The sequence below is a fragment of the Nocardia sp. JCM 38205 genome (assembly GCF_058222935.1).
This window is the reverse complement of sequence record NZ_JBYHFL010000003.1, coordinates 43,336-68,138: the sequence shown is the minus strand read 5'-3', so window position 1 is coordinate 68,138 and position 24,803 is coordinate 43,336. Positions and strand designations below refer to the sequence as shown.

Genomic DNA, 24,803 nt, shown 5'->3' with positions numbered 1-24,803 from the left:
CCCGGTTCAGGCGGCCAGCCGCTGCTCATATTCATCCGCGAGCGCGAGCAGAGCGGTCGCCCCGTCGCCGACGAAGCTCGATCCGTGCATGATCGCCAACGTGGTCGGCCGCAGTTGCGCGAGTTTACGGAGCGCGGCGGGCACGGCCGGGCCCAGCGAGGTGGCATGGAAGACGTCTTCGGCGACGGCAGCGGGCTCGACCAGATCCGCGGCCGTCAGGGCCGGACCGTTGCCCAATTGACTCATCAGATCGCCGCAGAAAAGCACTCCGGTGTCCTGCTCGTAGAGGACTCGGGCTTCCCAATTGTGGGGAGCATGAGGGGTGTCGAAGTGCTGAATGTGGCGGCCGCCGATGTCGAGGACTTCGCCGTCGACCATCGGGCGCGGCGGCCGGTCGGCCATGTCCTCGATAGACACCGAACAGCCCAGCGCACCGTGCGCGACCTGGGCATTCGGTGCGGCGGCGAGAAACAGGTTCATGGCGCCGCACTCGTCGGCCTCGACGTGACCGAAGGTGATCCAGCGCAGCTGTTCGACCGGCCTTATTCGCTCGATCTGCGCCGTGACCAGGGGAAACAGGCCACGCATTCCGGTGTGGAACAGCAACGGTTCCTCGGCATCGACGAAGAATTGGTTGAAGGTGAACCCGGCCGGGCCGAGCTCCGGGATGAAAGTCGAGATGCGATAGATGCCGTCCGCGATCTCGTCGGTATGGGTATCCATTGCGAATCCCCTGGTAGTACGGCCCCCCACGACAAAACATGCGCGTCGAACACCGGTCTTGAAGTCTACTCGCGAACGCCGGACGCCGGAATCGCACGGGAGCAAACACCCGGCTTTCGCGTTCTCCCCGAGGGGGCGGCGAGAGACGCTGAAGACGGGTTCAGGCTTCTTCAGCCAGGCTTCAGCTGCATCTGCGACTGTTATCGTCGCTTCGAATCAGCCGTCCCCACTGGAGGTTTCGCCCCGATGTTCCTGCGCAAGATCGCTGCCGTATCCACTCTGGCCGTCGCAGCAACCGTCCTAACCATCGGGCCTGCCGGTGCGGACCCGCACACCGCGGACGCGGTGAACTACACCGCCACCACCACCCCGACCAACACCGTCGTCACCATCGATTCCGGCTCGTTCACCACCGAGGGCGGAATCTTCGCCATCAAGGCCGAGGACGGCACCGTGCTGGCGGGTACACCACTGCAGTTCCGAGTCGACGATTTCCTCTTCCCGATCGCCGCCGAAATCAACGACAAGACCGCGACCCTCACCCCGCGCTTCGACCTCGAGCACGCGGTCTACCAGCCGGTGGCGCTGCCGTTCGAAGATCAGGCGAACTGGAAGACCCCCTACGACCGCGAGGTGGCGGCCTTCACCCGGCTGAAGGACACGATCGCCACCGGCGCCTCGATCGGCACCATGGTCGGCGGCATCGGTGGTGGCGTCGTCGGCTGCATCCTCGGCGGTATCGCGGGGGCGACGGTAGCGGCGGCGACGATCGTCGGCATGTTCGGCCCGTTCATCCCGGCCGCCGCCGTCGGCTGCCTCGGCGGCATCATCGCGATCGGCGCGCTGGGCACCCTCGCGGGCCAGCTGCTGGTGACCGCGCCGGTGGCCATCGCGGCGCTGGCCCAGTACTTCACCACGATCAACCAGCCGTTCACCCCGCGCACGAAGTAGACGACCGGTTCAGGGCTCGCGAACGCCGTCGGTTGCCGACTCCACATCGGCCGCCGGCGGCTCACGCGGTTCATCCGGGGGCGGCGGCCGGTGCCGTTCCCATGCCCGCGCGAGCAGGATCGTCACCCCGACATACGCCCAGCCGAGCAGCACGTCGATGGTGTAGTGCTCGCCGCCGTAGATCAGCGTGAACGCCATCGCAGGCGGGTACAGCGCCAGGATCACCCGGAACCATCTCGGGGCGTACGGCCACAGCGCCACCGTCACCATCAGCGAGAACGCGGCATGCAGCGAAGGCAGCGCGGCGACCAGATTGCCCTGCGCTTCCAGCCAATCGGCGCTCGTATCGAACGAGACCATGCCGAAGCCGAAGCCGCTGACCCGGCCGACCTCCTCGTCGATCACGCCCTCGCGCGAGGCGTACCAGGGCGGCGCGGCGGGCACCAGGATGTAGGTGAGCAGGCCGAGATACGACAGCAGCACGATGCGGCGCATGTACTTCGACCAGCGCCCGCGCGACTGCACATAGAAGATGGCGGCCACCAGCCACGGGACGATGAAATGGCTGGTGTAGACGATGCCGGTGAGAATCGACCACCACGGCCGCTGGTCGCCGGTCATCAGCTGCTGCTGCAGCCAGACCGTCGGTATCGTGCCGCCGAACAGCCAGCTCTCGGCCGAGACCAGCTCCTCGACCCGCACCGGCATGCCGAGTTTGTCGGCGATGCCGCGGGTGTGGTCGTACACCACGAGCGCCGCGATCAACGGTACCCAGTCGATCAGGATCCGCAGATGCTCGCGCCACGGCCGATAGGGGTTGAAGGCCGCGATGCCGACCATGATCCACGCGGCCTGATAGATGCGATCGGTGGGTATGCCGAAGACGATGCTCACGACGGCCAAGGCCGCCAGGTACCCGCACCAGACCCCACTACGAAACAGTCGCCGCGCCGGTCGCTGCTGTTGTTGCGAGACCGGAGCGTCCGCCGTTGGCACGCCCATCTATCCAGTTTCCATGCACGACGCGGTTACCCGGACGAGATCCGGCACGAGTCCGGCAGATGACACCCGAGTTAACTCGTTTGCTGAAGTGTTGCTGATTTCTTCGCCAGCCGATACGGTCATGCCCGACGGGAGCAGCACGACTCCCATACCGTTCGCCTGGGACCGGGAGATTTCGATGGGAAACACCGCCAATAGCTGCCACCGTGCCCGTGCCGGACGTGGCGGCATGATCGCGGCCGACACCTCAGCGGTCGATTTGCTGGCCACCAAGCAGTTCACCGTCGACGGCGCGGCGGTGCGCGTGATGATCGGACGTCCCGAGCCGTACGCCACCGGCCGCGGCTGGCGCTGCCGCATCCGCGTCGAACGCGGCACCTCCCGACTGGAACAGTCCCAAGTGGTGGCGCCCGATGAGATGTCGGTGGTGCGGCTGGCTTTGGAACTGGTCACCTCACGCCTCGGCATGAGCGAAACCCAGTTCTTCGAAGGCGCCACCGTCGGCCCCGGCGCGGTCGAGGCCACCGCCCGCTGATCGCGCCTCATCCGGCGTGCTCGGCCAGGAAGTCGGCCCAGGTGCGCTTGCCCACGTCACAGCCGAAGACGAGATTGTCACCTGCCCGGTAGGCGCGCCCCATCGCGCCCGGCAGTCGAACCGGCAGCAGCAGCCGCCGTTTTCCGGTGACGCGCAGATACGCACGGGTGAGTTCGGACAGTTCGAGTACCTCGGGCCCGACCAGATCGCGCACCAGCCCCGCCGGCTCACCGAGAGTGAGTTCGACCAGCCGTTGCGCGACCTCGGCCGTCTCCACCGGCTGTGCCCGCAGCCCGCCGGGCGCGGGAATCACCGGTGATTTCGCCATCGCACGGACCACACCGAACAGCAGGTCGTGGAATTGCGCCGCCCGCAATGTCGTCCACGGGACACCCGAGCGCACCACGATCTGCTCGGCCGCCGCCTTCTGCCGGTAGTACCGCACCGGCAGCGAATCCGGCGCGGTGACCGAGATGTAGACGACGTGCCGCACGCCGGCACCGGCCGCCGCGGTCATCAGGTTACGGGTGCTGTCGGCATCGGTCTTGGCGTCACCGGCCAGATGCAGGATGGTGTCGGCGCCGGACACCGCGGCATCGACACCCACGTTCTTCAGCAGATCGCCGGTGACGTATTCGATGCCGTCGCGGATGCCGGGAGCGCGCCTGCTCAGCACCCGAAAGGGCACGCCTGCCTGACGCAGCAGCGGCGTCACCTGACGTCCGAGGGTGCCGGTACCGCCGGTGAGCAAAATGTTCGAGGGCATCGCCGTACTCCGTTCCGTCGCGTCACCGGGCGAATGCCTACGGTGATCGGCAGTTCTTCGGTCTCTGTCTGGAGACGAGGGCGGGCGGCCGAATGTGACGGCCCGGCCGAACAGTGACCACCATCTCACCGAGGGTGCGAAAATCTCGGTAGGAAGTTCGCGCCCTATCGAGGGAGGTGGCGGCCATGCGCTTCGACCCGGGTCGCGAAGTCGCGTCCACCGCAGCCACCGGCCCGAGCCACATGGAGGTCGCCTACCGCACCGAACCCGAGTCGGGCGGCCTCGCCGTCGGCAGCTATCACACGGTGGTCGCCCGACCCGCCCGCGACGGCGGTAGCGCCCTGCACGGCATCTGGGACAACACCGCGATCAGCGGCTCGGCGCGGTTCGGGTTGCTGATGATGCGGGCGGTGGGCCGCCCGTTCTTCACCAGGTACTACCGGCAGGTCTTCGATCAGCTCGCGGCGGGGAAGCTCTGATCAGTCGGCAGCCGGGCGGATACCGCCCACCTCGGCGAGGGCCGAGCGGAGCACATCGGTGTAGAGGTCGAGGTCGGGCATCGTTTCCGGGTCGGCGTGGAGGGAGATGGTGACAGTGTCGCCGAGGCCGTGGACGCCGTGGGTCAGGTGCATGACCGAGCCGAGCGCGGGAAAGCCAGCGGTGAACAGGACGGGAGCCGCGCCGAAGGTGAGATCTGCCGGGCCGCGGTGGACGCTGGAGACGACGGTATGGCCGGCAATCGATTCCGGCACGATGTCGATCGGATAGCGGTCGACGTCGCGGCGCAGGATCGGGGCGGGCAGCGCGGCGGTGACCCGGTCCTGGGCAGCCAGCAGCGGATGCGACGCGCGGGTGCGGCGGGCGGCGAGATCGGCGGCGATCAGTTCGGCCCGGCGGCGCGGATCGGACTCACCGGAAAATAGTTCGACGCCGAGGCTGCGGTAATTGTTGCGCGGCGCCGCTCCCGCGACCCGGTCACGGACCAGAGCGGCCGCGCTTCGCAGCCGACCGGCATCGCGTGAGACCACCTGATCCGGTGCGGGCAAGGCCATCGGCACCTGCGCACCCAGCCGGTCCACCGGCTCGCCGCGCTGGTCCAGATACCGCTCCAGCGCGATCGACACCGCCGTCAGCGCAAGCACCGTCACGCTGAAACCCGGTGCCCGCAGCCACGCCACCGGACACACGATCATCCGCACCGCATGGCCTCCGACCTCGCCGGGGCCATTCAGAACGCTCGCCGCGAACCCACCGCCCGCCTCGGGCAACTCCCCTGCCGCTGTCGCCTCCGCCAGCTCCCGCTGGGCACGAAACGCGCCGATGCCGCCGACCACGGTGCGTGCCATGCGGACCGGGATGCCGGCGACAGCCGCACCGAGCCGGACGGCTTCGACAGCCGCACCGAACCGGATCGCTTTGGCGGCCGCACCGACCCGAATCGTTTTGACCGCCGCACCGAACCGGATCGCTGCTGCGGCGGCGGTGCGGACGATCTCACGTCCGGTGGCGGCGGCGCGTCCCGCCCGGTGGCGCGCAGCGCCGGACGGAGTGCCGATGTCGGGTACGCGCTCCCGCGAGTCCGCTCGGTCACGCCGTGACCGCGCGGCCGAGACCTGCGGCGACGAATCGGCAGGTTCCGCCGCGAGCAATTCGTTTTCCCGCTGATCACGCGATGCCGCTGGAGATCGTCGCGAGCCGCGGACCGGCGGGGCGAACAGGGCGCGCGCCAGCTCGGCCGCACGTCTTCCATCGGCGAGCGCATGCGACATCTGCAACACCGCGACGGTGACCCGGGGCGCCGCCCTGGATCCGGACGGATCGGCGGTGACGTCCACCGCGCGCCGGAGCTCGGTCAGTCCAGTCGTTCCGGAGGCGCGGCCCGGGCCGGTCGGAGGCCCGCTCACATCGACCTCGCCCGGTGCGGCGCCCGTGGCCCGGTGGGCCGCGACGGATCCGGACGGGCCTGCGAGGGCCTCGGCGGCAGCCGGGATCGAGCCGGATTCGACCTCACCGAGGGCGCTCTCCCCCCGCGACGGCAGCGGCGCCCCGGTGATTCCCCGGAACACATGTAGCCGCCAAGGATGCACGGCTGCGTCGACGCCCGTTGCGAGTACCTCGCCGAGTGCCTGCTCCAGGTGCGCCCAATCAGCTTGCGGCAGCCGATATTCGACGAACTGCCCGGTGTCGAACGCGCACGGCACCCAGGTCGGGTACGCGAGATCGCGGGGCGCCGGACGCAGGCGCACGCAGAGGTCGGGGATGCGCGCGCTGCGGCGGGCGATGATCGCGCGCAGCTGGTCGGTGCTCAGCTCGGATTCGGCGAAACAGTAGAGCAGGAACAGGTCGTTGCGGGTGCGGCCGGACAGCCAGTACATCGTCGCGTCCTGCGGCTGCACCGTACTCATGCGGCGACGATAACGACCCGGTGGCGAGACCGCTGAGGTGGGCAGAAAACCATCGACTGGACACCGCGCGCGGTGCTACCGTCTGTAGTAGAACCCAATTCACTCTCCTCAGGGTCGGGTGTCGACTATGGCTGCACTGGAACGCACACTGAGTTCGCAGGCCAACGCGGTGGACGATCGATATCGCGCCGCGGCATTCGTGAAGCGCTCGATCAACAAGGTCTTCCCGACGCACTGGTCGTTCCTGCTGGGTGAGATCGCGTTGTACTCGTTCATCATCCTGCTGCTGTCGGGTGTGTACCTGACGCTGTACTTCGACCCGTCGATGGCCCACGTCGTCTACGACGGCGCCTACCAGCCGCTGCGTGGTGTGGGCATGTCGCGGGCGTACGAGACGGCGCTGAACATCTCCTTCGAGGTGCGCGGTGGCCTGTTCGTGCGCCAGGTGCATCACTGGGCGGCGCTGCTGTTCGCGGCCTCGATCATCGTGCACCTGCTGCGCATCTTCTTCACCGGCGCGTTCCGCAAGCCGCGTGAGGCGAACTGGGTGATCGGTTCGCTGCTGCTGATCATGGCGATGTTCGAAGGCTTCTTCGGCTACTCGCTGCCCGACGACCTGCTCTCCGGCACCGGACTGCGGGCGGCGTTCTCCGGCATCACCATCGGGCTGCCCGTCGTCGGCACCTGGCTGCACTGGCTGATGTTCGGCGGCGACTTCCCCGGCGACATCATCATCCCGCGCCTCTACATCGCCCATGTGCTGCTGTTCCCCGGCATCATGCTGGCCCTGATCGCGGCCCATATCGCGATCGTCTGGTATCAGAAGCACACCCAGTTCCCGGGTCCGGGCCGCAGCGAGCGGAACGTGGTGGGCGCCCGCATCGTGCCGGTGTTCGCCGCCGATCAGGGCGCGTTCTTCGCGTTCACCCTCGGTGTGGTCGGACTGATGGGCGGGCTCCTGCAGATCAACCCGATCTGGAACCTGGGACCGTACAACCCCTCCCAGGTCTCGGCCGGCTCCCAGCCCGACTTCTACATGATGTGGACCGACGGCCTCGCCCGGTTGATGCCACCATGGGAGCTCTACCTGGGCCGCTACACCGTGCCTGCGGTGACCTGGGTGGCACTGACCATGGGCCTGGTGTTCGTGCTGCTGATCGCCTACCCGTGGATCGAGAAACGTCTCACCGGCGACAGAGCCCACCACAACCTGCTGCAACGTCCGCGCGACGTCCCGGTACGCACGGCCATCGGCGCCATGGCCATCACCTTCTACGTGGTGCTGACGCTGGCCTGCGTCAACGACATCATCGCCTACAAGTTCAACATCTCGTTGAACGCCACCACCTGGGCCGGACGCATCGGCCTGCTGCTCGGCCCGCCGTTCGCCTACTTCCTGGCCTACCGGTTCTGCCTCGGCTTGCAGCGCAGCGACCGCGCGGTGCTCGAGCACGGCATCGAGACCGGTGTGATCAAGCGGCTGCCGCATGGTGAGTACATCGAGGTGCACCAGCCGCTGGGCCCGGTGGACGAGCACGGCCATCCGCTCCCGCTGGAATACCAGGGCGCCCCGGTGCCCAAGAAGATGAACAAGCTGGGCCTGGCCGGCAAACCCGGCACCGGCAGTTTGCTGCGCGCCGATCCGCGCGAGGAATCCGCACGCAATCTGGCGATCGAAGAGGAAGAGGAACACCGGCAGCTCGCGGTGCTGCGCAACCAGCAGGACCTGGAATCCGGGCACTGACCACTGCGAAGGCCCCGAGTCCGAATCGACCCGGGGCCCGTGATGCTGTGTTGCGGCTGCGGCCCGACGCTACTGTCGGCGCCCGAACTGGCCACTGGCCAGGCCGGATAGGAATGCGTCCCACTCGCCGGGGGCGAAGGCCAGCACCGGTCCGTTCCCGCTGTCCTTGGTGTCCCGGACCGCCACGTTGCCGTCGACGAGATGCGCGACTTCCACGCAGTTCCCGTCCGGGCCACTGTGCCGGCTCTTCCGCCACACAGCGCCCGTCAAATCAACCTCCACGGCACCGACTCCTTTGCTGCGTCACGATATTTTGTTCTGACTTCTGACTTGCTCCGATCAACCGGCATCCGACACCGAACGACGAACGCCGTGGTGCGCCTGGTGATAGCGCGCAACTTCCCCTGTACGCCTGTCTGCACTCGCATTTCCGAGAACGCACGGGCGGCGAGGCGAAAACACCCACGTGGGCGGGCCTCGCGCAGTGAACCCTAGCAGGTTCATCCATAGTTTGCCGGTCTCTTGCCCACTACCACAACACTTTTGCCAAGCTTGCGAAGTTTTGTCGTTGCGGAAACATTGCCAGCATCCGGCTTTCTTTCTGGGACGGTTTCGGTAGTTGAAGTATTCATCGGATGTGATTGGACTGTGATCGGTCATAAATGCCCGATCCGATACTCCGCGCGAGCACAACGCCGGACCGGCGTGGATCATGGAGAACATGGTCGAACGCGATCGCGACGCCACAGGTCGCGCCCTCAACGCCCGTCCCCGAGACCGGCTCGGGCGCCCGCTGCCACCGGGTAGCCAGGGTGTTCCCCGAATTCCGGATGACTTGAATCTGCCACCCCAGCAAACTCTCACCTACGCTCAGCAACTACTCGACGACGGCTTGGCATTCAACGCACACGAGGTTTTGGAGGCGGCCTGGAAGAACGGCCCGTTCGCCGAACGGATGCTGTGGCAGGGGCTGGCGCAGTATGCCGTGGGGCTCACCCACATTCAGCGCGGCAACACGAAGGGCGCGCATACCCTACTGGCCCGAGCGATAAACCGGCTTTCGACGTTCGAGGCCGATTTCGAGAGTGATTCCGATTACACCGAAGCCGGTGCGGAAAGTCCCCGATCCTTTCCCTACGGCATCGACGGCGCCGGTTTGATCGCCCACGCACAGAGCCTGCTCGCCGACCTGGAGTCCGGCATGCCGATACCCCAGGACAGGCTGGAGCCGCGCCTGTGCGTCGCGACCTCCCGGCCCGGCTGACCCTGCCGCATCTACCATGACCGGAATGCCGACCGACCTCGCTCCCGCGGGCCGATACGCACCGAGCCCGTCCGGTGACCTGCACCTCGGTAATCTGCGCACGGCCCTGCTGGCCTGGCTCTTCGCCCGCAGCACCGGGCGCAGATTCGTGCTGCGCATCGACGATCTGGATCGGGTGCGCGCGGGCGCCGAAGCCAGGCAACTGGCCGATCTCGCCGCGATCGGCCTGGACTGGGACCCGCCGGTGGTCCGCCAATCCGACCGGCTGCCGCACTACACCGCGGCCATCGACCACCTCACCGCCGCCGGTCTGACATATGAATGCTTCTGTACCAGAAGGGAAATCCAGCAGGCGGCGACCGCACCGCACGGACCGATGGGCGCCTATCCCGGCACCTGCCGCGACCTGACTGAGGCCGAACGCGCGGCCAAACGCGCCGAGGGCAGGCCCGCCGCACTGCGCCTGCGGGCCGCGGTGACCGAGTTCGAGGTGATCGATCAACTGCACGGCCGTTATCGCGGGCCGGTCGACGATGTCGTGCTGCGGCGCGGCGACGGCGTCCCGGCCTACAACCTCGCGGTCGTGGTCGACGATGCCGAACAGGGCGTCGACCAGGTGGTGCGCGGTGACGACCTGCTGCCGTCCACGCCACGCCAGGCCTATCTGGCCACGCTGCTCGACCTGCCGGTGCCGCAGTACGCACATGTTCCGTTGGTACTCAACGACTCCGGGAAGCGATTGGCCAAACGCGACGGCGCGGTGACCCTGGCCGACCGGCACGCCCTCGGCGAGAGCACCGGACAGGTGGTCGCCGCGCTGGCGCGTTCCCTCGGCTTCACCGCGGGCACCGCAGCGGAGTTGCTGACCGAATTCGACCCGCTCGAGCTGCCCTCGAAGCCCTGGACGCTCGACCCGGACGGGTTGTTGCTACCCGATCGATGTCCGTAACGTACCCACCGACCGATCTGTCGACGGACGAGGATTACTTATGACAAGCGGTGGGTACGACCCCAACCAGTATCCGCAGGGCGGGCAGCCGTACGGGCAGCAGCAATTCGGGCAGCAGCCACAGTACGGCGAGCAGCCGAAGTACGACCAGCAGCCGCCGCAGCAGCCGTACGGCCAGCCGCAGTTCGGTCAGCAGCAGCCGTACGGCCAGCAGCCGCAGGACCCCTACGCCCAGCAGGGACAGTACGGGCAGCAACCGCAGTACGGGCAGCAGCCGTACGGCCAGCAGGATCCGTACCCGCAGCAGCAGTACGGGCAGCAGGGCTACGGACAGTACGGCCAGCAGCCGGGATTCGGTGGGCAGCCGGGTGATCTGCTGACCCGGTTCGGTGCGCGATTCATCGACGCGTTGATCACGATCATCCCGGCATGGTTCGTGAACTTCGTCGTCACACTCGTGATGACGAACTGGTTCGGGATCATTCTCGGTTATCTGCTGTTCGTAGGAATTCCGTCGGCCTACTTCGTACTGTGTGAGATGAACATGGGCACGACGCTGGGCAAGAAGATCCTCGGCCTGCGCGTCATCGCCCCCGGCGGTGCGCCCAAGATCAGCCCCGAGGTGTCGATCAAGCGCAACATCTACCTGATCGTCAACATCATCCCGTGCCTGGGCCAGCTGGCCAGCCTGGGCCTGGCCATCTACATGGCGATCACCATCGAGCAGGACCCGAACAAGCAGGGTTGGCACGACAAGTTCGCCGGCGGGACGCAGGTCGTCAAGGGCTGAGCTGCGGCTACCGGGGCGACTCCCGGTGCCGGACGCAGATGAAGGGGCGCACCGAAACCGGTGCACCCCTTCATTGTTGCTGTGGTCGGGCGGGCCCGAGTTGTCCGCGGGCCACCGCCGCGACTACGGACCCGCGACGATTCCGATGATATTGAGGATCCACACGATCACACCGAGACCGATGCTCACCGCGCCGACCCAGATCGCGGCCTGGGCGAACCCACGACCCTCCTGGCCGGTCTGGTCGATCTGCTTCTGCGCAACCACACCCAGAATCAGTCCGACCGTCGAGACCACGAACAAACCGCAGCACAGCAGGCCGATGCACGAGGTGATCAGCGCGCCGATCGCCATACCGTTGGTACCCTGCGGCGGCATGCCGTAGCCGGGGTACCCGGCCTGATACGGGGCTCCGTAGCCCGGCTGCGGATACGGCTGCTGCGCATACGGATCCGGCGCGGGCTGCTGATACGCCGGGTATTGCGGGGCGGCCGGGTATTGAGGCTGCGAACCCGAGGGGTACTGCGGTGGCGCGCCCGCGGCCGGCTGGGAGGGATACTGCGGCGCGGCCGGATACTGCTGCTGCCCCGACGGATATCCGGGCTGCTCGGCTGCGGGGTACTGCGGGACCGAACCGGCACCACCTGACTCCGACGACACGCCTTGGCCGCCGTACTGCTTCCACCACTCGTCGGAATCGCCGGGATTGGTCATGGCTACACCATATGGCAAACCTGGTTGGATGAGTCGGGTGAGTGATTCGAACAAACCCGCCGATCACGAGGGGTCTGGGCGCCCCGCGTCGAACCATGCGGCATTCGCCCAGGTCGCGCGGGGCTACTACACCCCCATCGTGGCGCTGTTCACGGCCACGCTGATCATTTCCAACGTCTGCGCGACCAAGGGCGTGCAGTTCTTCTCCGACAAGTCGGTGACGCTCGGGCCGCTCGAGGTGCTGCCCATCTCCACCGACGGCGCGTTCTTCCTCTTCCCGCTGGCCTACATCCTCGGCGACGTACTGAGCGAGGTCTACGGTTTCCGCGCCACCCGACGCGCCATCTACTACGGCTTCGCCGCGCTCCTGCTGATGGTGGTGTGCTTCGCGATCGCGATCCAACTGCCGCCCGCGGTCTTCTACGGGAACCAGGAGGCCTTCCGCACCGTCCTCGGCACCACGCCGCAGCTGGTGGCCGCCGGGCTGGCCGGGTATTTCGTGGGCCAGCTGCTGAACTCGGCGACGCTGGTGCTGATCAAGGAGCGGACCAAGGAAAAGCACCTGTGGGCCCGGCTGATCGGCTCGACCGTGGTCGGCGAGTTCGCCGATACCCTGATCTTCTGCTCGATCGCCGCCACCGCCATCGGCATCGACAGCTGGCAGCAGTTCATCAACTACCTGATCGTCGGATTCCTCTGGAAGACGCTGATCGAGGTGCTGCTCCTGCCGATCACCTACCGCATCATCGCGGTGCTCAAGAAGCACGAACCCAGCTATGCCCCTGCGGGATCCGACCCACTGCACGGCTGACGCACCCGGCCCGCGCCCTCGCCCGAGAGCGGGGGCGCGCCGGCGCCGGTAGGGTCGCCGATCATGTCCGATCCGCATACGCTCGACGAAGTCCGCACTCGTATCGACGCCATCGATGGCGAGCTGGTCCGACTGCTCGCCGACCGGCAGGCGCTGGTCCGCGTCGCCGCCACCTTCAAGTCCGATCATCGGGCGGTACGCGCGCCGGAGCGGGTGGAACGTGTGGTGGCACTGGCTCGTGAGCGCGCCGCGGCGGCCGGACTCGCGCCCGAGGTGGCCGAAGCGGTGTGGCGAGCGATGATCGGGGCGTTCATCGAGCTAGAACTGACCGAGCACGCCGAACTGCACCCGACTACTACGGCGCCTTGATCCGGCCCTGCCAGGTACCCAGGGTCTCGGCCTGGAACTCCTCGAAATACCCGCCCTCGATGCTCTCGCGGATCCGGTCGACCAACCGGATCGTGAAGCGCTCGTTGTGGATCGTGCAGAGGGTGGCGGCCAGCATCTCCTTGGCCTTGAACAGGTGATGCAGGTAGGCGCGGGTGTAGTTGGCGCAGGTGTAGCAGTCGCAGTTCTCGTCGATCGGGGTGAAGTCGCGACGGAACCGGCTGGTGTTGATGTTGAACCGGCCCGCGTCGACGTAGATCGCGGCATTGCGCGCCACCCGCGACGGATTCACGCAGTCGAAGGTGTCGGCGCCGTTGGCGACCGCGGTGAACACGTCCTCCGGTTCGCTGATGCCGAGCATGTGGCGCGGCTTGTGCTCGGGAAGTTCCGCGCTGCACCAGCCGACGATGGTGCCGAGATTGTGCTTCTCCAGTGCGCCGCCGATGCCGTAGCCGTCGAACTCGGTGCCGTCCTGGCCGCGGATGGCTTCGAGTTCGCGGCAGGCCTTGCGGCGCAGATCCTCGTATTGCGCGCCCTGGATCACCGCGAACAGCGCCTGGTACGGGCGGTGGGCGCGGGCGTGCGTGAGCCGTTCGTGCTCGTCGATGCAGCGCTGCGCCCACTCGTGCGTGCGTCGCAGGGATTTCTCCTGGTAGGCCCTGGTATTGAGCAGGGTGGTCAGCTCGTCGAAGGCAAACATGATGTCGGCGCCGAGCTGATGCTGGATGCCCATCGACACCTCGGGGGTGAAGCGGTGCTTCGAGCCGTCCAGGTGCGAGCGGAAGGTGACGCCGTCGTCGTCGACGGTGGCCAGGCGCTCCTTGCCCTTGGCGATGACGTCGTCGCTTCGCACGTCCACCGCCTCCATGGCCAGCACCTTCTTGAAGCCGACGCCGAGCGACATCACCTGGAAGCCGCCGCTGTCGGTGAAGGTCGGGCCCGGCCAGTTCATGAACCGGCCGAGCCCGCCGGCCTCGTCGACGATGTCGGCGCCGGGCTGCAGGTACAGGTGGTAGGCGTTGGCCAGCAGCGCCTGCGCGCCGATCTCACGCATCGTCTCCGGCAGCACGGCCTTGACCGTGGCCTTGGTGCCCACCGGGATGAACGCGGGGGTGGCGATATCGCCGTGCGGTGTGCTGATCACCCCGGTCCGCCCGTACTGCCCGTCGAGACGGGTACCGACGGTGAACGAGAAAGCTGCGCGATCGGACACGCAGCCCATCTTCGCAGCAGGCGCCGCCCATCCCGGCAGGTGGGCGGTGTACTCGGCCCGACCCGATCGCGAATCGCTACGCGTCTGCCGCCGCGGCAGCGAACTGCGCGTTGTACAGCCGGAAGTACGCCCCGCGGTTCTCCAGCAGCCGTTCATGATTGCCGAGCTCCACGATCTGTCCCTTCTCCATCACCACGATGACGTCGGCGTCGCGGATGGTGGAGAGGCGATGCGCGATGACGAAGCTGGTGCGGTCGCGGCGCAGTGCGGCCGTCGCGTGCTGCACCAGCAGTTCGGTGCGGGTGTCGACAGAGCTGGTGGCCTCGTCCAGGATCAGGATCGACGGCTTGGCCAGGAATGCCCTGGCGATGGTGATGAGCTGCTTCTCACCGGCGCTGACCCCGGTGCCCTCCTCGTCGATGACGGTGTCGTAGCCCTCGGGCAGCGCGTGCACGAACCGGTCCACATAGGCGGCGCGGGCGGCGGCGATGATGTCGTATTCGCTGGCATTCGGATTGCCGTAGGCGATGTTCTCCCGGATCGTGCCCTTGAACAGCCAGGTGTCCTGCAACACCATGCCGATCCGCGAGCGCAGATGATCGCGGGTGATGTCGGTGATGTCGACGCCGTCGATGGTGATGGTGCCGGCGTCGAGTTCGTAGAAGCGCATGAGCAGATTCACCAGCGTGGTCTTGCCCGCGCCGGTCGGGCCGACGATGGCGACCACATGGCCTGGTTCGGCGACCAGCGACAGTCGTTCGATCACCGGCTTGCCCGGCTCGTACCCGAACGACACCGCCTCGAACTCGACCCGCCCGCGATCGACCGGGCGCACGTCCTCCATCACCGGGTCCGGGCTCTGTTCCTCGGCGTCGAGGATCTCGAAGATGCGTTCGGCCGAGGCCACGCCCGACTGCAGCAGGTTCGCCATCGCGCCGATCTGGGTCAGCGGCTGACTGAACTGCCTCGAGTACTGGATGAACGCCTGCACCTCGCCGAGGGAGAGCTGGCCTGTCGCCACCCGCAGCCCGCCGACCAGCGCCACCAGCACGTAGTTCACGTTTCCGAGGAACATGATCGCGGGCATGATCAGGCCGGAGATGAACTGCGCCTTGAAGCTGGACTGGTAGAGCTGCTCGTTGCGCTTGTCGAACTCCTCGGCGACCTCACGGTTGCGGCCGAACGCGGTGACGATCTCGTGACCGGTGTATGCCTCCTCGACCTGCGCGTTCACCAGGCCGGTGTACTTCCACTGGTCGACGAAATGCGGTTTCGAGCGTTTGGCGATCTGGGTGGTGACGACGATCGCGGCGGGCACCGTCAGCAGGGCGATCAGCGCGAGCAGCGGCGAGATCCAGAACATCATCACCAGGATGCCGAGCACCGAGAACACCGAGTTCAGCAGCTGACTCATGGTCTGCTGCAAGCTCTGCGAGACATTGTCGACGTCATTGGTGACCCGGCTGAGCACATCGCCGCGCGGCGCGGAATCGAAGTAGCGCAGCGGCAGCCGGTGGATCTTGTCCTCGACATCGCTGCGCAAGCGCTTGACCGTGCGGTTGATGACGTTGTTGAGCAGGTAGCCCTGCAACCAGCTGAACAGCGACGCACCGATATAGAGCACCAACACCAGCATCAGCACCCGGCCGACCGCGTCGAAATCGACACCGACACCGGGCACCACATCCATGCCGGCGAGCATGTCGGCGAGGGTGTTGTCGCCCTGGGCGCGCAGGCCCTCGATGGCCTGCTCTTTGCTGATGCCCTCGGGCAACTGCTTGCCGACGACGCCGTCGAAGACCAGGTTGGTGGCCTGGCCGAGGATGTAGGGGCCGAGGGTGTTGAGCACCACCGACACGATCACCAGCGTCACGATCGCGATGACGTTCGCCCGCTCCGGAGCGAGCCTGCGCAGCAACCGCTTCAGTGACGGCCCGAAGGATTTCGGCTTGCTGTCCGGCGCGCCCGGAACCGCCCCCGGCCTCATCGGGCCTCCTCCACGCTCAGCTGCGATTCGACGATTTCCTGGTATTCCGAGCAGTCGCGCAGCAATTGCTCATGCGTGCCGATGCCCGCCATGGCGCCGTCTTCGAGGACGACGATCTGGTCGGCATCGCGGATGGTGGCGATGCGCTGAGCCACGATGATCACCGAGGCGTCGCGGGTCTCCGGGCGCAGCGCCTCCCGCAGCCTGGCGTCGGTGGCGACGTCGAGCGCGGAGAACGAATCGTCGAACAGGTAGATGCGCGGCTTGCGGACCAGGGCGCGGGCGATGGCCAGGCGCTGGCGTTGCCCACCGGAGACGGTGGTTCCGCCCTGCGCGACCGGGGTTTCCAGGCCCTGGGGCATCTCCCGGACGAAGTCGGCGGCCTGGGCGATCTCCAGACAGCGCCACAGCTCGTCGTCGGAGGCGTCGGGATTGCCGTAGCGCAGATTGCCGGCGATGGTGCCGGAGAACAGGTACGCCTTCTGCGGCACCAGGCCGATCTGGCCGCGCAGTAGTTCCAGATCGAGATGGCGCACATCGGTGCCGCCGACGTACACCGCGCCATCGGTGACGTCGATCAGGCGCGGGATCAGGTTGATCAGGGTGGTCTTGCCCGCACCGGTGGAGCCGACGATGGCGGTGGTCTGGCCCGGGCCCACCCGGAAGCGGATTCCGTGCAGCACCGGTTTCTCCGCGCCGGGATAGCTGAACTCGGCGAATTGGACGTCGACCTCGGCCGGATCACCGCGGAACGGTTGCGGGTTCGCCGGTGGGTGCACCGAGGAGCGGGTCTGCAGGACCTCGCCGATGCGGTCGGCGGAGACGGCGGCGCGCGGGGCCATCATGGCCAGGAACGAGGCCATCATCACCGCCATCAGGATCTGCATGATGTAGGCGAGCAACGCCGTGAGCGAGCCGATCTGCATTTCGCCCGAATCGACCAGGTGCCCGCCGAACCAGATGACGGCGACGGCGGTGAGGTTGCTGATCAGCATGACCGTCGGGAACATCAGCGCCATCAGCCGGCCCACCCGCAGCGAGGTGTCGGTGAGTTCGGTGTTGGCCACCCCGAACCGCCAGGTCTCCTGGCGTTCCCGGACGAAGGCGCGCACCACCCGGATGCCGGTGATCTGCTCGCGCAGCACCCGGTTCACCCCGTCGATCCTGGCCTGCATCTCCCGGAAGCCGGGCACCATCCTGGCGATGATCAGCGCCATGCTCAGCCCGAGCGCTGGCACCGCGATCAGCAGCACCCAGGACAGTTTCAGGTCTTCGCGCAGCGCCATGATGATGCCGCCGATACACATGATCGGGGCCATGACCAGGATCGTCGCCGCCATCACGATCAGCAGCTGCACCTGCTGGACGTCGTTGGTATTGCGGGTGATCAGCGACGGTGCGCCGAAGCCGCCGACCTCGCGCGCGGAAAAGGTGCCGACCCGATGCAGCAGCGCACCGCGCAGGTCGCGTCCGCCGCCCATCGCGGCCTGTGCGGCCAGATAGACCGAGGAGGCCGAGGCCACGATCTGCACGCCGGTGACCACGAGCATCCACAGTCCGGTGCGCCAGATGAAGCCGATATCGCCCTTGGTGACGCCCTCATCGATGATGTCGGCGTTCAGGCTCGGCAGGTAGAGCATCGCGATGACCGAGATCAACTGCAACGCGACCACTCCGGCGAGCTGCGCTCGATAAGGAGCCAGGTAGGTGCGAAGCAGTGAGATCAACATGATGACTGGAGGCTACCGGCATTTCCGCGGGCGTGACGAGCACATTTGTTTCGGACTGGTCGAGTGTCCGAACTGTCCGGAAACGGTGCGGGATCAGGCGCGGCCGAGCAGTTCCTGATCGTCACGGGGCTCGCGGCGAACCCAGGCGCCGGGGTCGGCGGTGAGCGCGTCGATGAATCCGGGCAGCCGGTTCTCGGCGATATCGGCGATCGAGACGTCCTCGAGGACGGCACGGATATTGACTCGCAGCGCGATCCACACCCGCTGCAGGGGTTCGGCCGCGCCCGGATAACGCACGTCCTCTGGCCGCTCACCGCGTACCGACGCCAGCGGGCCTTCGATGCCGCGGATGACATCGGCGATGGAGATCGCGGCGGCCGGGCGCGCCAGCCGGTAGCCGCCGTCCGGGCCGCGCCTGCTGGTCACCAGGCCTGCCCGGCGCAACTCGGCCAGCACCCCTTCGAGCACCTTCGGGGCGATGCGCTGCGCCGAGGCGATGGCCTCGGCCTTCACCGCCGCGCCGGTGCCCGCCGCGTCGGCGATCTCGAGCAGCGTTCGCACCGCGTGATCGACCTTCGCGGTGATGTGCACTCCTGCTCCTGACGTATCCGATTGACGGCGTCGAATCTACGCGGTCCGGTGCGCGATCAGGACGCAGGTGGCGGCATCCAGGAGTGTCTTTTCCACCAGCTCGTCCGGCGCGTCCGGCACCACCTCGGTGGACAGCAGCGCCACGCCGAGGATCTCCAGCGCGGCGCTGGCCCGCAGCAGCGCCTCGTCGGTGGGATCGGGCCCGGCCAGCCAGTGCCGCAGCTGCCTGGTGCTCTCGGCGACGTCGGGGTAGCGGTCGGCCATCGCGTTCACGATCGCGACGGTGTCCCGCATGCACATGGCGCCGGCGTCACGGTGGCGGACCATGCCGCGGACGTAGGTGCGCAGCACGGCGCGGATGCCTTCGGGGTTGTAGGGGACGGCGTCGATGTCTTCGACCACCGACCGCATGTGGTCGATCACCGGATCGATGATCGCAAGCAGCAGATCGAGCTTGGAAGCGTAGTGATAGTAGAGCGAGGCCTTTGTGATTCCCACCGCATCCGCGACTTCGCGCAGGCTCGTCTGCTCGAAACCTTTATGGGTGAACAGTTCGACGGCGGCGTCTCGGATGGCCTGTTTAGTGCCTCCACCTGCGACAACGGCGTCCGTCGACTCACGGATGGTCATGGGATGATCCTCTCATCACTGTTCTGCCCGGCTCCGGGTGCCCGAGATATTGAGGTTGTGCCTCCGGTTAGTTCCTACGGTAGTCTACCTACCGCACGGTAGGCAGAGCGCGTCAATTGGAGGCGGGGACGGCAAGCACCCGCGGCAGAGGTGCTGTCTACACGCTCCAGCAATTGAATCGATCCCAAGCAAGCCCAGCGATAGCTAGGAGAGACCCCCGTGTCCGTTTATCTATACCGATGGGGAAAGTTCGCTTTCCGCCGGAAATGGATAGTGCTGCCCGTCTGGCTGCTCCTGTTGGTGCTGCTCGGCGGGGCCGCGGCCAGCCTGGCGAAGCCGTTCCAGGACAAGTTCGACATGCCCGGCCTGCCGTCCGAGCGCGCCACCGAGATCCTCGAAGAGCACATGCCGCAATACGCGGAGGGCTTCAGCATCGACGCGATCACCGCGACCTACGTGATCGCCGCCAAGGACGGCAAGCTCTCCGATCCCAACAACATGGCCGCCCTCGACGCGATGGTGCAGAAGTTCAACGCGCCGAAGCTTGGTGACCAGGAGATCGTCGATCACAGCCAGCCGATCGTGAACCCGGTCACGGCCACGCAGATGATGCCTGCCAGCCCGGAGGCCGCCAAGCAGCAGGCCGAGGCCATGGCCGCGCTGGAACCCGGCCAGACCCCGCCGATCCCCTCGCCCAACTGCCTCGACAATCCGGAGGCGCCCGATTTCCAGGGCATGTGCTCCGGTGCGCCGCTGAATGTGCTCAACGAGCAGAAGCCGGGCACCGTCGCCGTCATCACCGTGCCGTTCACGATGGCGGAGTTCTCCGACGTCAAGCCCGAGCACCGCGAGGCCGCCGAGGCCGTGGCCGAGCAGGCCCGTGAGGCCGGCCTGACCGTCGAGATGACCGGTGTGCTCGCCCAGGAACAGCCCGAACAGGGCACCGCCGAGATGATCGGCATCGGCGTCGCGCTGATCGTGATGATCATCGCCTTCGGCGCGCTGATCGCGGCATTCGTCCCGATCATCACCGGCATCGTCGGCGTCGGCGCGGCCGGCCTGGTGATCGTGATGGGCACCTCGCTCACCGCGGTCCCGACCTTCACGCCGATCCTGGCGTCCATGATCGGTCTGGCGTTGTCGATCGACTACGCGCTGTTCATCGTCTCCCGGTACAAGCACGAACTCGTCGTGCAGGATTCGCCGGAAGAGGCCGCCGGTGTCGCGGTCGGCACCGCGGGTTCGGCGGTCGTGTTCGCCGGCCTGACCGTACTCATCGCCCTGCTCGGCCTGAGCATCGTCGGCGTCAGCTTCCTGACCGCCATGGGTATCGGTGGCGCGATCGCCGCCGCGTTCGCCGTCGTCACCGCGATCACCCTGCTGCCGGCGCTGATGGGCGCGTTCGGCCGGTTCCTGTTCAAGCCGAAGGTTCCGTTCGTTGCCAAGCACGATCCCGAGGACGACACCTCGGTCACCAACGGCATGCGCTTCGCCAAGCTCATCGCCAAGGCACCGGCCGTCACGCTGGCCTTGTGCGTGGTGGTGCTCGGTGCGCTCGCCGCGCCGGCGCTGAACCTGAACCTCGGCCTGCCCGGCGGAGACAGCGCGCCGAAGGACTCGTCGATGCGCAAGGCCTACGAGCTGCAGACCGAAGGCTTCGGCGAAGGCAAGAACGGCATGCTCGTGGTGGCCGTCGACCTGTCCGAGGTGCCGCAGGAGCAGCGCGACCCCGCGCTGACCGAGCTGCGCGACCGGCTCGCCGGTTACGAGGACATGGACTACCTGACCAATGCTCAGCCGAGCGAGGACGGGCAGGCGGCGCTGTTCATGGCGGTGCCGAAGTCCGGTCCCAACAGTGCGGCCACCCAGGATCTGGTCGCCCAGGTGCGCGATGCCGAGGGTGAGTTCACCTCGAAGTACGGCATGGAATACGGCATCACCGGCGAAACCGCGATCTACGCCGACGTCAACCACGTGCTGCTCGCCAGCATCGTGCCCTACCTGGCGATCGTGGCCGGCGCGGCGTTCCTGCTGCTGGTGCTGGTGTTCCGGTCGATCCTGGTGCCGCTGACCGCCGCGCTCGGGTTCCTGTTGTCGATGGCGGCCACCTTCGGTGTCACCGTGCTGTTCTTCCAGGAGGGCGCGCTCGGGCTCATCGAGGACACCCATCCGATCATCAGCTTCCTGCCCATCATGTTGATCGGCATCGTGTTCGGTCTCGCGATGGACTACCAGGTGTTCCTGGTGACGCGTATGCGTGAGGAGTTCGTGCGCGGCAAGTCGCCGAAGGACGCGATGATCGACGGCTACCACCACGGTGCGCGCGTGGTCACCTCGGCCGCGGTCATCATGATCTCGGTGTTCGCCGGGTTCATGCTGTCGCCGGACATCACCTCGAAGTCCATGGGCTTCGCGATGGCGGCGGGCGTGTTCTTCGACGCCTTCCTGGTGCGGATGGTGTTGATCCCGTCGCTGCTGGTGCTGATGGGCAAGTGGGCCTGGTGGCTGCCCGCCTGGCTGGAGCGCATCCTGCCCGACATCGACGTGGAGGGCACCAAGCTGCGCGAACTGCAGCAGCGCGATGCCGACGCGGCGAAGAAGCCGGTGCAAGCCGGAGTCTGATCACGCGGCACAACACATCACGACGAACCCCGTCCGGCCCACCAGCCGGGCGGGGTTCGCCCGTCTTTGCTCTGACGCCGACCCGACCGACGGCACCTCGCGCGGGACGGCGAAGAAGCCGGAGACGCCCGGTCTCCGTCGACTCATGCCCGCGGACCGGAGGGACGCGGCCGGACGGCCGGCCGAGCTACTGGCTCGGTTCGGGCAATGTGCAGTGCTCGACCCTCGGATTGAGACCCGCGTAGTTGAGCGGACCCGAGACGACGGTCAGCGCGATGGTGGCGAAATCGCGGCATTGGGCCGGAGCGGCGGTGAAATAGTCGCGCTGAAATGCGGCGACGAATCCGATCACCAACCACAGCGTAAACAACAAACTCAGCAAACTCGCACCGAAACCACGAGACGATCGGGCGCGAATGGAGGGCTCGCGCATGGCAATCGTTCCTTCCATCTCCGAGTACCCAGGGAGTACCCGGTGCGGTGCCCGGCTATCACCGTGCTGCCGGACGGGCGGTTGTCACCACTGCGGCCGAACGCACTACCGCGATTTCCTGGCGGCCGGATCGTCCCGGCCGATCGACTGTTCGGCAGCGTGCTCGCGCCCCTGTTCAGCGAAGGCGCTGCCTCCAGTATTCAGCCCGAGGGGGCTGCGGCCAAGGTCTCGAGCCCGGCGACGGCCGCGGCGACAGCGGTTACCGGTGGTCCGAACGGGTAGCCCTTCGGTGATCACCCGCCTCGGAGAAGGAGACGAGCATGGCAGCGACGGGCGTCGTCGGCTTACGCACGGTGGTGCTGGATTGCCCCGAACCACGTGAACTGGCCGAGTTCTATTTGCGCCTACTCGGTGGGGAAATCATCGAACCGGAAAGCGACGGCACCTGGGTGGCGATGGTCGAACCGCAGGGCCGCCGCCTGGCCTTCCAGCTCGCGCCCGAATATGAGCCGCCACATTTCCCCGACCCGAAGGCCTCCCAACAGTTCCACCTCGACATCCTGGTCACCGATATCGATGTCGCCGAGCCGGCCGTGCTGGCCGCGGGCGCGAAATTCGTGCAGGCGGCCGAGAATTTCCGGGTGTACACCGACCCGGTGGGACATACGTTCTGCCTGGTGTGGTTGCCGGAATGATGTCCGGGACCGCAGGCTCGGGCTGATCTCGAGTCGGCGATCCCGGCGCATGCCGTCCGCTACTCGTCGAACGCGGTATCGCGGGCGAGCTTTTCCCACTGGTCCAGTTCGGCGCGTACACCGTCGAGGTGGCCGACGATGGCGTCGACGGCGTCGCTGCCCAGCGGCAGGCGCAGCGGGGTCTGTTCGGAGTTCAGCGCGGTGATGATCGCAGCGGCCGCCTTCGCTGGATCCCCGGCCTGCGCACCGTCGCCGCTGTGCACGAATTCCTTTGTCGCGCCGACAGTATCGGCGTAGGCCGGGTGGTCGGCGCTGAAGTAGGCGGCGTTCTTACCGAACAGGTTGGTGCGGAACGAGCCCGGCTCCACGACGAGCACCTTGATGCCGAAGCCCTTCACTTCGTCGGCGAGCGCTTCCGAGAGCCCTTCCAGCGCGAATTTCGTTGCGCTGTAGGCACCGAACCCGGCGAACGACATCTGCCCGCCCATGCTGCTCAGATTCACGATGGCGCCGCTGCGACGTTCCCGCATGGACGGCAGCACCGCGCGGGTGAGCGCGGCCGGGCCGAAGAAGTGCACGTCGAACAGGTCGCGCAATTCGGCGTCGGTGGTCGCCTCTACGGCGCCGACCTGCGTGCGGCCGGCATTGTTGACCAGCACGTCGATGCGGCCGTGCCGGGCCAGGACGTCGGCGATCACGTCCTGCGCGCGAGCGGCATCGGTGACGTCGAGCCGGACCGGATCGACCTGATCGGGGTGCGCGGCCACCAGCGCGTCGAGAGCTTCGGGGCGGCGCACGGCCGCGACGACGGTATCGCCCGCCGCGATCGCCGCTTCGGTGAGCGCGCGGCCGAATCCGCTTGTCGCGCCGGTGATCAGCCAAACCTTGGGTTCGTTCATGGATCCATCCTGGCCCGGTGCCGCACCACCCGTCCAAGACCCGTTGTGATAACCATTGGTTATGGACGTCCACGGCCGGGACCTCGGCTACTTCGTCGCGGTCGCCGAGGAACTGCACTTCGGCCGCGCCGCCGAACGGCTGTTCATCTCTCAGCCAGCACTGAGTAAGCAGATCCGCGCCCTCGAACGTCAGCTGGGCGCCCCGCTGTTCGATCGCGACCGGCGAACCGTCACGCTGACACCGGTCGGCCTGGCTCTACTCCCCCATGCCCGCACCATCCTCGCCGAATGGACCACCGCCCGCGCCGCCGTCGACGCCGCGAAAACCACCCAGGCGGCGACGCTTGTCATCGGCATGAGCACCAGCCCAGGCCGCGGCCTGCTGCCCGCCATCCGCTCCCGCGTGACCGAGCGCTTCCCGCAGATCAGCATCACCTTGCGGCAGATCGCATGGGGCGATCCCACCGCCGGGCTCGGCGACGGCAGCACGGACGTGGCGTTCGTCTGGTTGCCGCTGCCGGAGCAGCACCGCTTCGACACCGTGGTCGTGGCCCGCGAGCCGCGCACTATCGCACTGCCCGCCTCGCATCGGCTGGCCGAGCGGGAGTTCATCGACTTCGCCGACGTCATCGACGAACCCTTCCTCGCGCTGCCACCGGAAGCGGGCGCGCTGCGCGACTACTGGCTGGCCATGGATTCCCGTGCCGGGCGCCCGCCCACGATCGGCGCGGAGATCACGAGTGCCGAGGAAACCTACGAGGCGGTCGCGGCGGGACTCGGCCTGGTGCTGCTCGCCGCAGGCAATGCCCCGTTGATCGCCCGCGACGACGTGGTGGTGCGCCCCATCCACGGCGTGACGCCTGCCGAACTCGCCGTCGCGCATCGCCGGGACGACCACCGTCCGCTGGTACTCGGGTACATGGCGGCGGCGCGCCGGGCCACCGAGGGCCGAGCGTCGTAGC

General features: G+C 67.3%; 25 protein-coding genes. 12 read left to right on the top strand and 13 right to left on the bottom strand.

Going from position 1 to position 24,803, the window contains the following annotated elements:
• Positions 1–6: 6 nt before the first annotated feature.
• Positions 7–723 carry an oxygen-binding di-iron domain-containing protein gene (locus AC4HOU_RS12015; RefSeq protein WP_195020452.1) on the bottom strand — a complete coding sequence of 239 codons (717 nt, stop codon included), beginning with the start codon at positions 721–723 and terminating at the stop codon, positions 7–9.
• Between the two features lie 246 nt (positions 724–969).
• Between AC4HOU_RS12015 and AC4HOU_RS12010 the strand changes: the two genes are divergently transcribed.
• Positions 970–1,674 (top strand): DUF8020 domain-containing protein, encoded by a 705-nt coding sequence (locus AC4HOU_RS12010; RefSeq protein ID WP_195020451.1) that lies wholly within the window; start codon positions 970–972, stop codon positions 1,672–1,674.
• Between the two features lie 9 nt (positions 1,675–1,683).
• Here AC4HOU_RS12010 and AC4HOU_RS12005 read toward each other — a convergent pair whose 3' ends face one another.
• Positions 1,684–2,676, bottom strand: a complete 993-nt coding sequence (locus tag AC4HOU_RS12005; protein ID WP_195020450.1) for a phosphatase PAP2 family protein — start codon at positions 2,674–2,676, stop codon at positions 1,684–1,686.
• A gap of 13 nt (positions 2,677–2,689) precedes the next feature.
• Between AC4HOU_RS12005 and AC4HOU_RS12000 the strand changes: the two genes are divergently transcribed.
• The gene (locus AC4HOU_RS12000) at positions 2,690–3,211 is read left to right on the top strand and encodes a DUF6968 family protein (RefSeq protein ID WP_228815219.1); all 522 of its coding nucleotides are present in this window, start codon (positions 2,690–2,692) and stop codon (positions 3,209–3,211) included.
• A 7-nt stretch (positions 3,212–3,218) separates the two neighbouring features.
• Here the strand turns inward: AC4HOU_RS12000 and AC4HOU_RS11995 are convergent, their stop codons facing one another.
• Positions 3,219–3,977 carry an SDR family oxidoreductase gene (locus tag AC4HOU_RS11995; protein WP_490724503.1) on the bottom strand — a complete coding sequence of 253 codons (759 nt, stop codon included), beginning with the start codon at positions 3,975–3,977 and terminating at the stop codon, positions 3,219–3,221.
• Positions 3,978–4,162: 185 nt separating this feature from the next.
• Here AC4HOU_RS11995 and AC4HOU_RS11990 point away from each other — a divergent pair, with 185 nt between their 5' ends.
• Positions 4,163–4,456: a hypothetical protein gene (locus AC4HOU_RS11990; protein WP_195020448.1), complete on the top strand. Its 294-nt coding sequence runs from the start codon at positions 4,163–4,165 to the stop codon at positions 4,454–4,456.
• Here AC4HOU_RS11990 and AC4HOU_RS11985 read toward each other — a convergent pair whose 3' ends face one another.
• Positions 4,457–6,382, bottom strand: coding sequence for a WS/DGAT domain-containing protein (locus tag AC4HOU_RS11985; protein WP_195020447.1), 1,926 nt, complete (start codon positions 6,380–6,382; stop codon positions 4,457–4,459).
• 127 nt (positions 6,383–6,509) lie between these two features.
• Here AC4HOU_RS11985 and qcrB point away from each other — a divergent pair, with 127 nt between their 5' ends.
• On the top strand, positions 6,510–8,126 hold the full coding sequence (qcrB, locus tag AC4HOU_RS11980) for a cytochrome bc1 complex cytochrome b subunit (RefSeq protein WP_163813482.1): 1,617 nt from the start codon (positions 6,510–6,512) through the stop codon (positions 8,124–8,126).
• Positions 8,127–8,195: 69 nt separating this feature from the next.
• Here the strand turns inward: qcrB and AC4HOU_RS11975 are convergent, their stop codons facing one another.
• Positions 8,196–8,408, bottom strand: coding sequence for a DUF397 domain-containing protein (locus tag AC4HOU_RS11975; protein WP_163813483.1), 213 nt, complete (start codon positions 8,406–8,408; stop codon positions 8,196–8,198).
• Between the two features lie 439 nt (positions 8,409–8,847).
• Between AC4HOU_RS11975 and AC4HOU_RS11970 the strand changes: the two genes are divergently transcribed.
• From AC4HOU_RS11970 to AC4HOU_RS11960, 3 genes are read left to right on the top strand one after another with little or no spacing between them, the layout of a single operon-like run.
• Complete coding sequence (locus tag AC4HOU_RS11970) at positions 8,848–9,390, top strand: DUF309 domain-containing protein (RefSeq protein WP_163813484.1); 543 nt, start codon at positions 8,848–8,850, stop codon at positions 9,388–9,390.
• Positions 9,391–9,415: 25 nt separating this feature from the next.
• Positions 9,416–10,339, top strand: a complete 924-nt coding sequence (gluQRS, locus tag AC4HOU_RS11965) for a tRNA glutamyl-Q(34) synthetase GluQRS (RefSeq protein ID WP_490724502.1) — start codon at positions 9,416–9,418, stop codon at positions 10,337–10,339.
• A 40-nt stretch (positions 10,340–10,379) separates the two neighbouring features.
• Complete coding sequence (locus AC4HOU_RS11960) at positions 10,380–11,129, top strand: RDD family protein (RefSeq protein ID WP_194990496.1); 750 nt, start codon at positions 10,380–10,382, stop codon at positions 11,127–11,129.
• 123 nt (positions 11,130–11,252) lie between these two features.
• On the opposite strand, the gene AC4HOU_RS11955 is transcribed toward AC4HOU_RS11960, so the two are convergent.
• The gene (locus AC4HOU_RS11955; RefSeq protein ID WP_163813487.1) at positions 11,253–11,843 is read right to left on the bottom strand and encodes a DUF4190 domain-containing protein; all 591 of its coding nucleotides are present in this window, start codon (positions 11,841–11,843) and stop codon (positions 11,253–11,255) included.
• 28 nt (positions 11,844–11,871) lie between these two features.
• Here AC4HOU_RS11955 and AC4HOU_RS11950 point away from each other — a divergent pair, with 28 nt between their 5' ends.
• Together AC4HOU_RS11950 and AC4HOU_RS11945 are read left to right on the top strand one after the other, a co-directional pair.
• Entirely contained in the window at positions 11,872–12,654 is a 783-nt protein-coding gene (locus tag AC4HOU_RS11950) for a queuosine precursor transporter (RefSeq protein ID WP_490724501.1), read from the top strand.
• A gap of 63 nt (positions 12,655–12,717) precedes the next feature.
• On the top strand, positions 12,718–13,023 hold the full coding sequence (locus AC4HOU_RS11945; RefSeq protein ID WP_194990497.1) for a chorismate mutase: 306 nt from the start codon (positions 12,718–12,720) through the stop codon (positions 13,021–13,023).
• On the opposite strand, the gene tgt is transcribed toward AC4HOU_RS11945, so the two are convergent.
• From tgt to AC4HOU_RS11920, 5 genes are all read right to left on the bottom strand, one after another.
• Positions 13,010–14,263: a tRNA guanosine(34) transglycosylase Tgt gene (gene tgt, locus AC4HOU_RS11940; RefSeq protein WP_194990498.1), complete on the bottom strand. Its 1,254-nt coding sequence runs from the start codon at positions 14,261–14,263 to the stop codon at positions 13,010–13,012. The genes AC4HOU_RS11945 and tgt overlap by 14 nt on opposite strands.
• A gap of 67 nt (positions 14,264–14,330) precedes the next feature.
• A complete protein-coding gene (locus tag AC4HOU_RS11935) occupies positions 14,331–16,241 on the bottom strand; it encodes an ABC transporter ATP-binding protein (RefSeq protein WP_194990499.1) in 1,911 nt (636 codons plus the stop codon).
• Entirely contained in the window at positions 16,238–17,971 is a 1,734-nt protein-coding gene (locus AC4HOU_RS11930) for an ABC transporter ATP-binding protein (protein ID WP_490724500.1), read from the bottom strand. Before AC4HOU_RS11930 ends, AC4HOU_RS11935 begins: the two co-directional genes overlap by 4 nt.
• 93 nt (positions 17,972–18,064) lie before the next feature.
• Positions 18,065–18,562 (bottom strand): RrF2 family transcriptional regulator, encoded by a 498-nt coding sequence (locus tag AC4HOU_RS11925; protein ID WP_195020442.1) that lies wholly within the window; start codon positions 18,560–18,562, stop codon positions 18,065–18,067.
• A gap of 36 nt (positions 18,563–18,598) precedes the next feature.
• A complete protein-coding gene (locus AC4HOU_RS11920) occupies positions 18,599–19,192 on the bottom strand; it encodes a TetR/AcrR family transcriptional regulator (protein WP_163813494.1) in 594 nt (197 codons plus the stop codon).
• 219 nt (positions 19,193–19,411) lie between these two features.
• Here AC4HOU_RS11920 and AC4HOU_RS11915 point away from each other — a divergent pair, with 219 nt between their 5' ends.
• Positions 19,412–21,814, top strand: coding sequence for an MMPL family transporter (locus AC4HOU_RS11915; protein WP_194990502.1), 2,403 nt, complete (start codon positions 19,412–19,414; stop codon positions 21,812–21,814).
• A 187-nt stretch (positions 21,815–22,001) separates the two neighbouring features.
• Here AC4HOU_RS11915 and AC4HOU_RS11910 read toward each other — a convergent pair whose 3' ends face one another.
• Complete coding sequence (locus AC4HOU_RS11910; RefSeq protein WP_306306367.1) at positions 22,002–22,166, bottom strand: hypothetical protein; 165 nt, start codon at positions 22,164–22,166, stop codon at positions 22,002–22,004.
• A 401-nt stretch (positions 22,167–22,567) separates the two neighbouring features.
• On the opposite strand from AC4HOU_RS11910, the gene AC4HOU_RS11905 reads away from it, so the two are divergent.
• Complete coding sequence (locus AC4HOU_RS11905; RefSeq protein WP_490724499.1) at positions 22,568–22,942, top strand: VOC family protein; 375 nt, start codon at positions 22,568–22,570, stop codon at positions 22,940–22,942.
• A 59-nt stretch (positions 22,943–23,001) separates the two neighbouring features.
• Here the strand turns inward: AC4HOU_RS11905 and AC4HOU_RS11900 are convergent, their stop codons facing one another.
• Entirely contained in the window at positions 23,002–23,841 is an 840-nt protein-coding gene (locus AC4HOU_RS11900; RefSeq protein WP_195006899.1) for an oxidoreductase, read from the bottom strand.
• 61 nt (positions 23,842–23,902) lie between these two features.
• On the opposite strand from AC4HOU_RS11900, the gene AC4HOU_RS11895 reads away from it, so the two are divergent.
• Complete coding sequence (locus AC4HOU_RS11895) at positions 23,903–24,802, top strand: LysR family transcriptional regulator (RefSeq protein WP_195006898.1); 900 nt, start codon at positions 23,903–23,905, stop codon at positions 24,800–24,802.
• The last annotated feature ends 1 nt before the right edge of the window (position 24,803 follow it).

Excerpts from the sequence above, each read along its gene's own strand:
- tgt (WP_194990498.1), bottom strand. The coding sequence starts at position 14,263 with ATGGGCTGCGTGTCCGATCGCGCAGCTTTCTCGTTCACCGTCGGTACC.
- AC4HOU_RS11995 (WP_490724503.1), bottom strand. The coding sequence starts at position 3,977 with ATGCCCTCGAACATTTTGCTCACCGGCGGTACCGGCACCCTCGGACGT.
- AC4HOU_RS11985 (WP_195020447.1), bottom strand. The coding sequence starts at position 6,382 with ATGAGTACGGTGCAGCCGCAGGACGCGACGATGTACTGGCTGTCCGGC.
- AC4HOU_RS12005 (WP_195020450.1), bottom strand. The coding sequence starts at position 2,676 with ATGGGCGTGCCAACGGCGGACGCTCCGGTCTCGCAACAACAGCAGCGA.
- AC4HOU_RS11950 (WP_490724501.1), top strand. The coding sequence starts at position 11,872 with ATGAGTCGGGTGAGTGATTCGAACAAACCCGCCGATCACGAGGGGTCT.
- AC4HOU_RS12010 (WP_195020451.1), top strand. The coding sequence starts at position 970 with ATGTTCCTGCGCAAGATCGCTGCCGTATCCACTCTGGCCGTCGCAGCA.
- AC4HOU_RS11955 (WP_163813487.1), bottom strand. The coding sequence starts at position 11,843 with ATGACCAATCCCGGCGATTCCGACGAGTGGTGGAAGCAGTACGGCGGC.
- AC4HOU_RS11905 (WP_490724499.1), top strand. The coding sequence starts at position 22,568 with ATGGCAGCGACGGGCGTCGTCGGCTTACGCACGGTGGTGCTGGATTGC.
- gluQRS (WP_490724502.1), top strand. The coding sequence starts at position 9,416 with ATGCCGACCGACCTCGCTCCCGCGGGCCGATACGCACCGAGCCCGTCC.
- AC4HOU_RS11930 (WP_490724500.1), bottom strand. The coding sequence starts at position 17,971 with ATGTTGATCTCACTGCTTCGCACCTACCTGGCTCCTTATCGAGCGCAG.
- AC4HOU_RS11960 (WP_194990496.1), top strand. The coding sequence starts at position 10,380 with ATGACAAGCGGTGGGTACGACCCCAACCAGTATCCGCAGGGCGGGCAG.
- AC4HOU_RS11920 (WP_163813494.1), bottom strand. The coding sequence starts at position 19,192 with ATGACCATCCGTGAGTCGACGGACGCCGTTGTCGCAGGTGGAGGCACT.
- qcrB (WP_163813482.1), top strand. The coding sequence starts at position 6,510 with ATGGCTGCACTGGAACGCACACTGAGTTCGCAGGCCAACGCGGTGGAC.
- AC4HOU_RS11935 (WP_194990499.1), bottom strand. The coding sequence starts at position 16,241 with ATGAGGCCGGGGGCGGTTCCGGGCGCGCCGGACAGCAAGCCGAAATCC.
- AC4HOU_RS12000 (WP_228815219.1), top strand. The coding sequence starts at position 2,690 with ATGCACGACGCGGTTACCCGGACGAGATCCGGCACGAGTCCGGCAGAT.
- AC4HOU_RS11970 (WP_163813484.1), top strand. The coding sequence starts at position 8,848 with ATGGTCGAACGCGATCGCGACGCCACAGGTCGCGCCCTCAACGCCCGT.
- AC4HOU_RS12015 (WP_195020452.1), bottom strand. The coding sequence starts at position 723 with ATGGATACCCATACCGACGAGATCGCGGACGGCATCTATCGCATCTCG.
- AC4HOU_RS11900 (WP_195006899.1), bottom strand. The coding sequence starts at position 23,841 with ATGAACGAACCCAAGGTTTGGCTGATCACCGGCGCGACAAGCGGATTC.
- AC4HOU_RS11990 (WP_195020448.1), top strand. The coding sequence starts at position 4,163 with ATGCGCTTCGACCCGGGTCGCGAAGTCGCGTCCACCGCAGCCACCGGC.
- AC4HOU_RS11945 (WP_194990497.1), top strand. The coding sequence starts at position 12,718 with ATGTCCGATCCGCATACGCTCGACGAAGTCCGCACTCGTATCGACGCC.
- AC4HOU_RS11895 (WP_195006898.1), top strand. The coding sequence starts at position 23,903 with ATGGACGTCCACGGCCGGGACCTCGGCTACTTCGTCGCGGTCGCCGAG.